The sequence below is a fragment of the Stenotrophomonas terrae genome, assembly GCF_039674165.1.
Lineage (GTDB): Bacteria > Pseudomonadota > Gammaproteobacteria > Xanthomonadales > Xanthomonadaceae > Stenotrophomonas > Stenotrophomonas terrae_A.
Genome location: NZ_JBDJMY010000011.1, coordinates 42,518 through 55,933 on the forward strand (window position 1 = coordinate 42,518; position 13,416 = coordinate 55,933).

Sequence of the window (13,416 nt, forward strand, 5' to 3'; positions counted from 1 at the left end):
GGTGGCCAGACAAGATTTGATACATAGCGTTACACCCTTGAGGTGTCTTTAAGCGGCTTCGTGGGGCCAGAATGCGGGCGTTTTCTCACGATTTTTATATTTGATGAAGCTAGGAATTGGACCGACTGCCCGCTCGTTCATTACGGATTTGGCGGCGTCGTGGAAGTACCTGCCGATCAGCCTGATGGCCTGCAGCATTATGGCCGTAGTGGCGCGGATCAGCTTTGGGTTTACGTATGGCGTCGGGGCGATTGTCGTTACCGGGCTGTTGCTAGGCTGCGCGCTATGGTTAATGGGCCCTGGCCTACGTAACCGCTGGTGGGGCGCCGCACTGACAACAGGGTTGGCCAGCCTGCTGCTGGTCGGCAGCGCAGCCAAGGTTGCGATGCTACACGTCCCGCTTTCCATCGCGGATGTACAGGCGCTGCCCATCCTGCTGGCCACCTTGTCAGGTCGTCCCTTACTGCTGGCGACAGCGCTGATTTCCGTAGCTGTGCTGTTGCCGCTGGGGAGTCTTCGACTGAGCTGGCACAGCCTGCTGGCGCTGGCCACGACTACAGTCTTCGTCTTCCTACTGTCCTCAGCGTCCGGCCAGCTACGTTCGATCTCAGAAAACCTGCTCCCGGTGGGAATCGAAGAACTGAAAATGCCCGATGGCGAGGTCGTGCGGATTCCAGGCCGTGAGGACCAGATCAGTTTGCTGCGGGTGCGCGGTCCGTTGATCTACCTGCTCGAAGACTGGCGAATGATGCACGAGGACACCGGCAACGTTCCTACGGCTGCCGAGATCGATGCGCTGACACTGCAGGCATGGCGGCCGGGCAGTATCAGCAAACCACGCAACGTACATGTCGTCCTGCTAGAGAGCGTCTGGGATATCACGCTCTTGGACCGCTACCAGAGCTCACGAAGTCCGTTGGACCCACGCTTCTTGGCGTTGTGGGAAAGTGCTGGTCGCCCCTACGTACTGTCACCAGAAATGGGCGGCGCCACCGCCAACGCCGAGTTCGAAGTATTGTGCGGCCTGCCCGCCCCACGCAACTCGGTGGCCTTCGTGAACCTGATGCGCAATCCCTCACCCTGTATTCCCGCAGTGCTGGCGCGCTCAGGTTACCGCACGATAGCCAGCCACGCGCATCAAGCCGAGAACTGGAACCGGATACGCGCCTATGACAACGCTGGCTTCGATATATATCGACCGATCGGCGCTTTCGAGCTGGATGACTTGGAAGGTGGGCTGCTGGCCGATAGCTCGTTCTTCCGTCAGAACCTGCAGTATCTGGATGAAAACCGGTCCGATGCCCCCCTATTCAACTATCTCGTTTCACTGTCGTCACACTGGGGCTTCGTGCGCAATTCCGAGCGCCGTCCCGACCTGGTGACAATCAGCCCTGCCGATGTTCCGGTGCTTCACGCCTACGCAAATGCGGTGGCCTATACCACCAAGGCCTTCATGGACTGGACAGAGGACATCCTGATGCGCGACCCGGAGGCTCTGATCATTGCCTTCGGCGACCATTCACCGTCACTCGATGTCGATCCAGACCCCTACACCGCGGTGAACGGCCGTGACAAGGCGGTGTTCGACAGCCCAGCGACCCGGCGCAAAGTCGGTATCAGCCGTACTCCTCTGCTGATCCTCGACGGCAACCGTGGCGCGCTTCGCACAGGCACCGATCTGCCAATGTACGAGCTACCTGGCCTGATCGGCCAGTTGCTAGGCAACGGCGCTCTCCTCCCGCAGTCTGCCCAACGCGGCCCGATGACGCTGCGCCCATTCCGCGGGCACCTGCTTGCTAGCAACGATGGAAGCTGGACTGACTGCGCCGGGCACGACAGCGCGCCGCGCACCCCGACATGCAATGCCGCCTGGAAGCAGTTCGACCAACTACGCACACTTCGCCAAGATATCGTCTTCGGTGATGGCCACTATCTGCGCGCGCAGCACGCCGCGGCATTCCGCGCCCCGCGCCTACATCCAATGATTGTTGAAGCAAGCCATGCGGCCTGCGAATTCGAGGTCGATCGGTGGGGCCCGCACCAGGCTATGCCGCGACAGGGGTTCAATCTTCAACCCGACGGCTCCAGCGCCATGTGGTTTGCGATGAAGCATCTGCGGGGCGCGCCCGAAGTGAGGATCGGCGACATCGTCGGCGAAACCAACGTGGGCGAGCACCTTGTTACGGCCGCCTTCGTCACCAGTGCCGTCTCCAACCTCACTGGCCCCATGCCGGTCAGTCTCAGCTGTCCCGGCCAGCCGCCGGTGTATGTAGGTATTCTCGACGTTTCGACTGAGCTGAAATCGGCTACCTCCGTCGCAGTAGAGGATTGCAGCTTCACGGTTGACCAGTGGGGTCCGCGCACTGGCACGACAGCACAGGGCTTCAACCTCCAGCCTGACGGTAGTAGTGGGTTGTGGATCACCATGAAACAGCTGCAAGGCCACCCACAAGTACGTATCGGCACCACGACTGGGGCTACCGCCTATAGTGATCTACTCGTGACCTCCGGCTTCAGCGAGCCTGCACTGCACGCCCAGCCAGGCCCTCTGTCGGTCTCGATCGCCTGTCCGGGGCACGCCGCCATAGAGCTGGGCACAATCCAGCTTGAGTAAGTCACGGATAGAGCTTCGCAGAAACCGAACGCAGGGATCTGGGTCCATTCAGGGAGAGATGACACCCGATCGGTGCGAGACAGCCTGTAAAGCTATAATCGCTGGCTGCCGCCACTAATCATCGCGCGGGCGGATGCAGGTACACGCCCCGTGCGCCCCGCTGCCTGCCGAGATGGTGACATTTACGTGCCGAGGCAGGGCGCCTAAGGATTCCGCTACGCCATGACAGACGCGATGCCTTCCTCCCCCAGCCGCGGGGATTCCAGCTTTGAGATTTCAGTGGTGGCACCGGTCTATGGTTGCCAGGGGTGCCTGGAAGACCTCGTGGACCAAGTGGAAGCTGCTATTAAGACGATGGGCATCAGCTTCGAGATGATATTGATCGACGACGCCAGCCCCGACGGGGCCTGGGCCCGGATCGCGGAACTTGCCCGCAGCCGTCCCTGGCTGCGCGGCCTGCGTTTGTCGCGCAACTTCGGCCAACATTCAGCCATTTCCGCCGGCATCGAACACGCACGTGGCAAATGGACCGTAGTCATGGACTGCGACCTGCAGGACGTACCGGGCGAAATTCCGACGTTGTATCGCAAGGCCAATGCCGAACAACTGGATGTGGTGTTTGCCCAGCGCCAGGAACGTCAGGACACTCCGCTCAAGCGCCTGTCTTCCTGGGCCTTCTTCAATGTGCTGGGTTGGTTGACCGGTGTTCCCCAGGACCCAAGCACGGCCAACTTCGGCATCTACCACCGCAAGGTCATCCAGGCCGTGTGCCAGATGCCCGAACGTGACCGCTCATTTCCGTTGATGGTCAAGTGGGCCGGCTTCCGCACCGGCAAATTGCCGGTGCAGCATCAGGCCCGCGCCGTCGGCGAGACCTCCTACACCCTACGAAAGCTGCTCAAGCTGTCGATGAACATCGCCTTGGGCTACTCCGAAAAACCCCTGCGCATGGTTGCCGGTACCGGCATCGCCTGCTCCCTGGTCGCGTTCGTGCTGGTGGCCATGAGCCTGCTGCGCTGGTGGGACGGGGACATCGAGGTGGCTGGCTACACCTCGATCATCGGCTCGGTCTGGCTGATCGGTGGCCTGGTGATGTTCTGCCTCGGCGTGGTTGGACTGTATGTTGGTCAAGTGTTCCGCAACGTACAGAAGCGTCCGTATTACATCGTCGCCGATGCGGTGAACGACGCAGAGGAAGCGCGGTGAACGTAGTCATCGACAACAGTCAGGGCCGTATTGCCGCACGCCTGACGCCGTGGGATGAGCGCGCACTTGGCTTCGTCACCGCCGAGGTGACATCCTTGGAGATCTCCACCGCCGAGCAGGCGGCCTCGCTGCTTTCCGAGCTGGAGCAATGGTGTACCGCGCATGCTGTGCACTACCTGTTCGGCCGCATCGACGCGACCCAGACGGCGGCCAAGTCGGCCCTGCTGCTGCAGGGCTATACCTTCGTGGAAACCTCCTTAACCGTCTCGCGCAGCGGGTTTGCTAACCTCCCGCCGGTACCGCGCGGCATGCTGCCGACGCTGCGCCTTGCGACCGGCGCGGACGTGCCCGAACTGCGGCGCATTGCCGTGACCGATTTCATCCATGGCCGCTTCCTGGAAGACCCCGCCATCGACCCGCAGCGCGCAGCGTTGCGCACTGCCAACTGGATCGAAGACCTGGTCAGCAGCGGGTTGGCCCATGTCGCCGAATCACGCGGGCGCACCATCGGCTTCCATGCTGAACGCGTGGCTGCCGACAACGGCAACTGCGAGCTGCTCCTGACCGGTGCCACCGGCCCCTATGCGATGCTCGCCCTGCCACTGTGGATCACCGCACTGGAATCGCTCGCCGCGCGCGGCGTTCCGCAGTGCACGACCCTCGTTTCCGCTGCCAATACGGGCATCCTCAACCTCTATGCCCGCCTCGGCTTCCATTTCAACAGCACCCTGTTTGGGTTCAGGAAATTTCTATGAATGACACCGTTACCGAAGACCAAGTCGTTGCCGTGTTCGCCCGCGTACTGGGTATCCCGGCCGACAACGTGAGTGATGAGCTGCGCTACGCAACCATCCCGCAGTGGGACTCGATCGCCCACATGTCAGTGGTGGCCGCGCTGGAAGAGGCATTCGGCGTGATGATCGACATGGACGAAGTCATCGACATGAGCTCGGTGGGCAAGGCCCGCGAAATCCTGCGCAAGCACGGCGCGGCCGTCTGATCATGACCGACGTTGCGCCAGTCATCCTGGTCACCGGCGCATCGCGCGGCATAGGCCGCGCGATTGCCCTGCAGCAGGCTACTCAGCACTCACAGTTGGTGCTGGTGGCCCGCGACGGACAGGCCTTGGCCGACCTGGGTGCGCAGATACAGGCACTCGGCGCGCCGCCGGCACTGTGCGTAGCCATGGACTTAACCGATGCCGAGGCCATTGCCGGCCTGTTCAAGCAGATCTTCACCCACTTCGGCCGGTTGGATGGACTGGTCAACAACGCCGGCGTGCTGCACGAGGGCTTGCTGGGAATGATTCGAAGCGAGGACATCGACCACGTGCTGGCCGTCAACGTCAAAGTGCCGCTGATGGCGATGCAGTACGCCTCACGGCTGATGGCCCGCAACGGCACAGGCAGCATCGTTAACCTTGTGTCGATCATGGGCGTCAATGGTGCCGCTGGGCTCAGCCTATATGCAGCCAGCAAGGCGGCACTGCTCGGCGCCACTCGCTCGGCCTCCAAGGAATTAGCCCCACGCGGCATCCGCGTCAATGCTGTCTCGCCAGGCTTCATAGATACCGACATGACCCGTAGCATGCCCGAAGCCGCGCATGCCAAGCGCGTTGCATCGATTGCGATGGGCCGCGCCGGCACCCCCGAGGAAGTCGCCGCACTGGTGGCCTTCCTGCTCAGCGATGCCTCCACCTATGTCACCGGACAGGTGATCGGCATCGACGGACAAATGGTGGTCTGAATGTCGTTCTGGAACCTGGAACAACATGACGCGCGCATCGCCCTGATCGATGGCGATAAATCGCTGGACTACACCGCGTTGGCCAACCTCGCCGACCAGCACGCCGCGCGTCTTCCAGACGGGCGCGGCATGGGCCTGCTGTGCATGCCCAGCCATGTCGATGCCGTTGCCCTTTATCTGGGCGCACTACGCAGCGGGCGCCAGGTTCCCCTGCTACTGCAGCCGGACACAGACCCCCAGCTACTTGCCGCGTTAGTGGTGCACTACCAGCCTGACTGGGTCGCCAGCCCGGGCAAGGCGGCCGCAGGCTACCGAACCGTGCATCAGGGCGCAGCGCTGTCCCTGCACGTGCGTGAGGCGGCCGCAGCACCCGACGTGCCACACCCGGACTTGGCACTACTGCTCAGCACCTCCGGGAGCACCGGCTCCTCCAAATTGGTTCGTCTGTCATCCTCTGGTCTGAATGCCAATGCCAGCGCCATCGTCGAGTACCTGGGCCTGCATGCCGATGATCGCGCGATCACCACGCTGCCGCTGGCCTACTCGTTCGGCATGTCCATTCTCAACAGCCACCTGGCCGTGGGTGGATCGGTGGTGCTGAGCGAGGACAGCCTGATGACTCGGGAATTCTGGGACAGCGCACGGCGCCATGGCATCACCTCGTTGTCCGGTGTTCCGGCCACCTTCGAGATCCTTCGACGCATGGGTCTGGCCCGAATGCAGCTGCCTAGCCTTCGCATGCTGACCCAGGCAGGCGGCCGCCTGCGCGATGAACTGGTGGCCTATTTCGCTGAATCCAGCCAAGCCCATCGCCTGGAGTTCTTCGTCATGTATGGCCAGACCGAGGCATCGCCGCGGATCAGCTACGTTCCGTCCGCACGCATTATCGACAAGGTCGGCAGTATCGGCGTGCCGGTCCCCGGGGGCCGCATGCAGGTCGACGCTACGACCGGCGAGCTGATCTATTACGGCGCCAACGTAATGATGGGCTATGCCAGCACGCGCACTGATCTGGCCAAGGGTGACGAGCTGCAGGGCGCATTACGCACCGGCGACCTCGCCCGCGTCGACGAAGACGGCTTTCATTACATCACCGGCCGCGCCAAGCGCTTTCTGAAAATTTCCGGCAACCGGGTCAATCTCGACGAAGTCGAGGCCATGCTGTCGTCGGCACTGAGCCAGCAGATCGTCTGCTCAGGAGGCGATGACGACCTGGTGGCCTTCAGCCACGGCACTCAGGTTGCCGAACAGGCGCAGGTGCGCCAGCTTGTGCAGGAACGCTACAAACTGTTCGGTGGTCACGTCCGTTCCCTCCACCTCGATGCGCTGCCCCTGATGGCCAGCGGCAAGGTGGATTACCAGAGTCTCCGGCAGATGGCCGGACAAGGAGTTGCAAGGTGACCCTGCCTGCTGCACCGGCTGCCGATGCGGCCGCCGCCCTGGATGTCGATGTCTTCGGCCTGGACCGCGCCCAAAAACGCATTTGGTTGCTGGACGGGCTCAATCGCCTGACCGGCCACCACCGCGCGCAGTGTGTCCCTTACGCGCGCATCCTTGACGGCTTGTGGCATGCCGGCGACGCAAGCAGCCTTGAGCAAGTACCGTGGCTGCCGGTGCGCATGTTCAAGCTGATGGACCTCAAGAGCATCGAGGATGACAAGGTTTCGCGCACGCTGGTGTCCAGTGGCACCACCGGTGCTGCGGTTTCGCGCATTTTCCTCGACGCCGACACCGCACGCGCACAGGCCCGTGCCCTGACTCGCATCTTCTCCCATTTCGCAGGCGCCAAGCGCCTGCGCATGCTGGTGGTCGACGACTCCAGTTTCCTGCGCGACCGCAGTCGCTTCAACGCACGCGCCGCAGGTATCCTCGGCTTCTCCAACTTCGGCCGCGACCATCTGTACCTGCTGGACGAAGATCTGCAGCCGGACTGGGCCGCACTAGAGCAATGGCTGCACGCCCAGCCTGATGAACCAGTATTGCTGTTCGGCTTCACCTTCATCGTCTGGCAGTCATTTGTGCAGGCTGCACGCCGCGACGGCAAGCAGATCCGCTTCCCGGCCGGCAGCATGCTGGTGCATGGAGGCGGCTGGAAGAAGATGGACGAGCAGAAAGTCGGCAATGCCGCCTACAAGGCCGCGCTGTCGCAGACTTTCGGCATCGAGCGTGTGCACAACTATTACGGCATGGTCGAACAGGTCGGCTCGATCTTCTTCGAATGCGAGCAGGGCCACCTGCATGCACCGGCCTATGCAGACGTGATCGTGCGTGACCTCCAGGACCTGCGCCCGGTACCGCACGGTACCACCGGTGCGATCCAGGTGCTGAGCCTCCTGCCCGAAAGCTATCCCGGCCATAGCCTGCTGACCGAAGATCTCGGAGTTATCCACGGCGAGGACGACTGCGCCTGCGGCCGCCCCGGCAAGCACTTCGCGGTGCTTGGCCGTATCAAGAACGTGGAAATCCGCGGCTGCAGCGATACCCGCACGGTACCCAACGCATGACCAGACTGCTCTTCTCAATCCACCCGGACGCCGCGCTGGACGCCGAACTGGAACGCCTATCAGCACTACCGCCGCTGCTGCCGTTCAGCGCGCCGCTGCGCGAGTTCGTCGCCGATTTCTCCCGACGTGTATTCGCACTGCCGCAGCTGCGCCAGCACCCCGAGCTGGCCACCCTGGGCCACTGGTTCCGAGGCGCTGCGGTCAACCAGCTGTCGCAACGCATCGGGACGCACCCGGCCGAACTGGACCTAGCCCGCGGCCTGATCTTCCATCTGGCACCGGCCAATGTGGACGTACTTTTCGCGTACGCCTGGCTGATGTCGGTGCTATCGGGCAACACCAACGTGGCACGCCTGTCGCAGAAGCAGAGCACCCAGCGCGATGCGCTGGTTTCGATCCTTCATGACATGCAGCGCGAGGACCTGCACCCGCTGGTACTGGAGCGTGCAGTACTGCTGACCTACCCGCACGACGATTCGATCACCACGGCGATCTCCCGTCACTGCCACGCGCGCATCATCTGGGGCGGTGACGCCACCGTCGCCAAGATCCGCTCGCTGCCGATCTCCCCGCTGGCCGTCGAACTCGCCTTTCCGGACCGCTTCGGCATAGCCGTGATGCGTGCAGCTGCCCTCACCGACGGCAGCGATGCCGATCTGCAGGAACTGGCGCGGCGCTTCTGCAACGACGTACTCTGGTTCGGCCAGCAGGCCTGCTCGTCACCGCGCACCCTGTACTGGGTCGGCGATGAGCCCACAATCGCGGCAGCCAAGGCATGCTTCTGGCCAGCGGTGCGCATGCAGGCCGCTGCGCTGGAAGACGAGCCGGCTGCGCTGATGGCGCGGGTGACCGACGCCAACCTACTGGCTGCGACAGAGCATGGCGTGCACTCAGCCGATGCCATCGGCCTATATCCGCTGCGCCTCGAAGCGGCGCGCGCTGACGGCGGGATCCGCGAGATCCAGTCCGGCCACGGTCTGGTAGTCGAAATCGACCTGCTCGGACTTGATGCGCTGGCAGCACAACTCGATGACCGCGACCAGACGCTGGTACAGCACGGCTTCACGGCTTCAGCTCTGCGCGACTTTCTTTGCCGCCTACGCAATCGCGCCATCGATCGAGTTGTGCCGTTCGGCCGCGCCCTGGACTTCCACCCGGTCTGGGACGGCACCGACCTGCTGGATGTCCTTACCCGCAAAATCACCCTGCCAGCGACCTGATCCGATGAGCTACGTTTTCATTGCCTTGACCATCCTGCTTACCGTATATGGCCAGCTCATGCTGAAATGGCAGGTCAACCTCAATCCCGGCGCGACCATCGATGGCCTCAACCCACGTGCGATCATCACCCTGCTGCTCAATCCCTGGGTGATCAGCGCCTTCGCGGCGGCATTCGGCGCTTCGCTGTGCTGGATGGCGGCCATCGGCCGGATGCCGCTTAGCAAGGCTTACCCGTTCACTGCATTGAGTTTCCCATTGGTGGCAACCCTTGCGGTATTGCTCTTCCGCGAGTCCTTCGACTGGCATAAGATCGCCGGCACCGCCTTGATCATCCTCGGCGTCATTGTCCTGTCTCGCTCCGGAGCCTGAACCATGTCGCAGAAGACCGATGGGTTGCACGCAGTGCTTTCACACCCGGCGGTCTACGACCTGCTGCAGAACCTACTTGGAGCCCGTCGCTCCCGTGCACGGCTGATCCGCGACCATATTCGCCCCCGCCAGGGTGATCATGTCCTCGATATCGGCTGCGGTACGGGCGAACTTTTCAGTCAGCTGCCCGCGGGCCTGCGCTACGTCGGGTTCGATCTGTCCCAAGACTATATCGACGCAGCACGGAAGCGCTTTGGTGACCGCGCGCGCTTCGAATGCATGGACGTGACCGACTACAAGGTGGGTCAAGGGCAGCAGAAGGCGGACCTCGTGCTGGCCATCGGCATACTGCACCACCTTGACGATTCACACGCGCGGGCGCTGATGCGCACCGCACATGCCGCCCTCAAGCCGGGCGGCCGTTTCATCTCGCTCGACGGCGCCTACGTCGATGGCCAGTCGGTCATCGCCCACGGCCTGATCGCCCGCGATCGTGGCCAGAGCATCCGCACGCCGTCCGCCTACCATGCCCTCGCCGAGTCACAGTTCGGGGTGGTCAAAGGCCAGGTCAGAAGCGATATGCTTTTCGTCCCCTATACACACTACATCATGGAATGCGTGCGCCAGGCCGACGCCAGCCACGATCAGGAGCAGCAGTGATTCCTTTCAACAAGCCATTCATGACTGGCCAGGAACTGGTCAACATCACCCATGCGCATGCCAATGGGCACCTCAGCGGCGATGGTCCCTTCACCAAGCAATGCCATACGTGGCTGAACGCGCGCACCGGCGCCAGCGCTTCGCTGCTGACCCACTCGTGCACCGCCGCCCTGGAAATGGCAGCCCTGCTGCTGGACCTTGAGGACGGCGACGAAGTGATCATGCCGTCCTACACGTTTGTCTCGACCTCCAATGCCTTCGTCCTGCGTGGCGCGGTGCCAGTGTTCGTGGACATCCGCGCGGACACGCTGAATATCGATGAGACACTGATCGAAGCGGCCATCACCCCGCGGACCAAGGCCATCTGCGTGGTGCACTACGCAGGTGTGTCCTGCGAAATGGACGAAATCCTGGCCATTGCCGCGCGCCATGACCTGGCGGTAGTCGAGGATGCCGCGCAGGGCATCATGTCCACCTACAAGGGCAGGCCGCTGGGCACCATCGGCGATCTCGGCGCTCTGAGCTTCCACGAAACCAAGAACATCATTTCCGGCGAAGGCGGCGCGTTGTTGTGCCGCGACCACACCCATGCTGAACGTGCCGAGATCATTCGCGAAAAGGGTACAAATCGCAGCCGCTTCTTCCGAGGCCAGGTCGACAAGTACACCTGGGTGGATGTGGGCTCCTCGTTCCTCCCCGGCGAGATCACTGCCGCCTTCCTGGCCGCGCAGATGGATGCGGCCGAGGACATCACCGCTCGTCGCCTGGCGATCTGGGAGCGTTACCACGCCTGGGCAGCCCCGCATGAGGCTGCGGGCCGCCTGGTACGGCCGACCATACCGGCCCACTGCAGCCACAATGCACACATGTATTACATGCTGCTGCCGTCGCTGGAGGCGCGGACGCATTTCATCCAGGACCTGAAGGCAAGCGGCGTGCAGTCTGTATTCCACTACATCCCGCTGCATTCCTCCCCGGCCGGCATCTCCCGGGGACGTACAGGCTCGACCATGCACGTCACCGACGATATCAGCGTTCGGCTGGTGCGCATGCCCCTGTGGATCGGTGTTGAGCCGCAGCTGGATGCAGTGATGGAGGCGGCCGACGCGGCACTGAGGCAGTACGCATGAATGAACTATCGAAGACACATGCCTCGCGCCAGGAATCGGCACTGCCTTTTCCAAAGACAGCGCCGATGGCCTTGATTCTGCGTGCCTTCGGCATATTGCTAGTGATCGCTGCCTCAGCAAATGCCCTGCTGTACAGCGACGCCGTTGCAACGCCGCTCGTGCAATCGGACGCATGGTACTTCCTCGAGACGTTCCTGCCGCGCTATCTAGAGGGCTCTCTGACCTTCTTAGACCTGTTCATGCAGCGCGGCGCAGGAGATCACGCGCAGCCGCTGCAGAAGCTGGTGCTCCTGTTCCACACGAAATATTTCGATCTGGATTTCCGCGTCGAGGGCTTAATCGGTGTTGCCATCGGCATCGCCTGGTGCTGGGCCATTTCCCGCGAGATGATGCGCCAGCCTCAAGCTGATCCCCTGCGGAACGCGTTCTCATGGATATGCGTCGGGCTGGTGTTTGCGCTTGGCTTGTCGCTCAACAGCTCCAACATATTCACGTGGCCGCTGGCGACACTCGGGTACATTCCGCTACTACTGGGCACATTGTACTTCTCGCTTGTGATGGGCCAGTTGTTGCAGAAGGCCAGACCTGTGCTGGTACTGGTGGCGACTCTGCTGCTGGGTCTCTGCACCGACGAGATAGCCCTGGTGCTGGTGATTGCGGCCGCACTTGCCTGCGTACCGCTGCTGACCTCATCCCGACGCAGCAAGCTCAGCACTCTCGCCGCCGGCGTGACAGGTCTGGTCCTTGCCCGCATTTTCCTCTGGTGGGTCGCCCAGCATGCGGGCACTGGGGCGGCCGTACTCCTACCAAGCCGTGGGCTGGCCGAATCCCTGCTCACCACAGAAGCCTTCAGCGGGCTACTGATACCTTTCTCCGACAGCTTGGTGCATCTGCAGCTGCTTACCTCGCGTTTCCCCGACAACACCGGCACTGCAGCGCTGGTGTGCGCTGCCGCGGTGATTGCTCTCCAGGTTTTTTTCTGGGTGACGGTAATCGGCGCGTGGCGTGCCCGCGCATATGACCGTACGTTGGCCATGGCCACGTTCCTGATGCTGGTAGCGTATGCCCTGACCGCCGGCATTATCCTGAGCAGGGTACCTGCATTTGACTGGAACTACCTGCACCAGCCTCGTTACGTAATGTCCTACCAGATCAACCTGGTGGCCATCGCGGTTATGTTCCATTACCGGCTCACCCGGTCGACACCGCCTGCCTCGACCAAGGCCTGCGTGCTCGAACGCAGCGCCATCTTGTTGCTGATCTCCGGCCTGCTGGGCGTCCAGTGGCACGCATCGGTCTACAACTGGAAACTGCCGCACTACCTGATACCGTACTGGCAAAACACGGCACTGGCCATGCAACGGCTGGCCACGGACCCGCGCAGCCCGCCGACCGCCTGCACCGACATCATGACCGTGTGCGGCTATCCCGAGGAAGAGCGGGTGAAGTTGATCTCGCTGCTAGTGGACAAGCAGTTGAACATCTTTTCCAGCCGGTTCCAGATCCGCAATCGCCTATACCCATCCTTGGCAACTGTGCCCGGCTTCTGGCCCGGAAGTACCCAAGAGCAGCGTTTTGACCAACGCATCATGCTGGCATCGGCGACAGCCACCCTGGCAGCTGATCCGGTAGCTGGCAGTTGCGGCAACGATGCCGCACAGCCGGTTCGCATCCATTTGGATACCCGAGATCTGGCACCCTCCGGCGCTCAGCTGTGGGTGGATTCGGTGGGAGCACAGCGTACCCTGCTGGCCAGCACAACGCCGCAGGAAACGACACTTACAGTGGAACACTCGCTGCCGAACCACTCACTGTTGTCGCTGGTCCGCTCCGACAGTCAAGGCGTCCTGAGCCAGCAGCAGATAGACCTGCCGCCCTGCGAAGTTGTTGCGCCAGCCCGCTGAACCGGTTCCTGCGAACGAAGAAAAAATGCCGGCGCGAAATCCGCGCCGGCATTTTCTTTCCG

At 62.4% G+C, this 13,416-nt stretch carries 12 protein-coding genes; all 12 read left to right on the forward strand.

What is annotated here, in order from left to right; genetic code table 11:
* The first annotated feature begins 103 nt into the window (after positions 1-103).
* The 12 genes from ABE493_RS07105 (at position 104) to ABE493_RS07160 (ending at position 13,354) form a co-directional block, all read left to right on the forward strand.
* On the forward strand, positions 104-2,614 hold the full coding sequence (locus tag ABE493_RS07105; protein ID WP_346498241.1) for an LTA synthase family protein: 2,511 nt from the start codon (positions 104-106) through the stop codon (positions 2,612-2,614).
* 234 nt (positions 2,615-2,848) lie between these two features.
* The gene (locus ABE493_RS07110; RefSeq protein ID WP_346498242.1) at positions 2,849-3,820 is read left to right on the forward strand and encodes a glycosyltransferase family 2 protein; all 972 of its coding nucleotides are present in this window, start codon (positions 2,849-2,851) and stop codon (positions 3,818-3,820) included.
* Positions 3,817-4,575, forward strand: a complete 759-nt coding sequence (locus ABE493_RS07115; RefSeq protein ID WP_346498243.1) for a hypothetical protein — start codon at positions 3,817-3,819, stop codon at positions 4,573-4,575. Before ABE493_RS07110 ends, ABE493_RS07115 begins: the two co-directional genes overlap by 4 nt.
* Entirely contained in the window at positions 4,572-4,820 is a 249-nt protein-coding gene (locus ABE493_RS07120) for an acyl carrier protein (RefSeq protein ID WP_346498244.1), read from the forward strand. The genes ABE493_RS07115 and ABE493_RS07120 overlap by 4 nt, the downstream gene beginning before the upstream one ends.
* Positions 4,821-4,822: 2 nt before the next feature.
* Positions 4,823-5,566 carry an SDR family NAD(P)-dependent oxidoreductase gene (locus ABE493_RS07125; RefSeq protein ID WP_346498245.1) on the forward strand — a complete coding sequence of 248 codons (744 nt, stop codon included), beginning with the start codon at positions 4,823-4,825 and terminating at the stop codon, positions 5,564-5,566.
* The gene (locus ABE493_RS07130) at positions 5,567-6,967 is read left to right on the forward strand and encodes an AMP-binding protein (RefSeq protein WP_346498246.1); all 1,401 of its coding nucleotides are present in this window, start codon (positions 5,567-5,569) and stop codon (positions 6,965-6,967) included.
* On the forward strand, positions 6,964-8,070 hold the full coding sequence (locus ABE493_RS07135; protein ID WP_346498247.1) for an acyl-protein synthetase: 1,107 nt from the start codon (positions 6,964-6,966) through the stop codon (positions 8,068-8,070). Before ABE493_RS07130 ends, ABE493_RS07135 begins: the two co-directional genes overlap by 4 nt.
* Complete coding sequence (locus ABE493_RS07140) at positions 8,067-9,290, forward strand: acyl-CoA reductase (protein WP_346498248.1); 1,224 nt, start codon at positions 8,067-8,069, stop codon at positions 9,288-9,290. Before ABE493_RS07135 ends, ABE493_RS07140 begins: the two co-directional genes overlap by 4 nt.
* A 4-nt stretch (positions 9,291-9,294) precedes the next feature.
* Positions 9,295-9,660 carry an EamA family transporter gene (locus tag ABE493_RS07145; protein ID WP_346498249.1) on the forward strand — a complete coding sequence of 122 codons (366 nt, stop codon included), beginning with the start codon at positions 9,295-9,297 and terminating at the stop codon, positions 9,658-9,660.
* Positions 9,661-9,663: 3 nt separating this feature from the next.
* Entirely contained in the window at positions 9,664-10,320 is a 657-nt protein-coding gene (locus ABE493_RS07150; protein ID WP_346498250.1) for a class I SAM-dependent methyltransferase, read from the forward strand.
* Positions 10,317-11,450, forward strand: a complete 1,134-nt coding sequence (gene rffA / locus ABE493_RS07155; RefSeq protein WP_346498251.1) for a dTDP-4-amino-4,6-dideoxygalactose transaminase — start codon at positions 10,317-10,319, stop codon at positions 11,448-11,450. The genes ABE493_RS07150 and rffA overlap by 4 nt, the downstream gene beginning before the upstream one ends.
* Complete coding sequence (locus ABE493_RS07160) at positions 11,447-13,354, forward strand: hypothetical protein (RefSeq protein ID WP_346498252.1); 1,908 nt, start codon at positions 11,447-11,449, stop codon at positions 13,352-13,354. Before rffA ends, ABE493_RS07160 begins: the two co-directional genes overlap by 4 nt.
* Positions 13,355-13,416 lie beyond the last annotated feature (62 nt).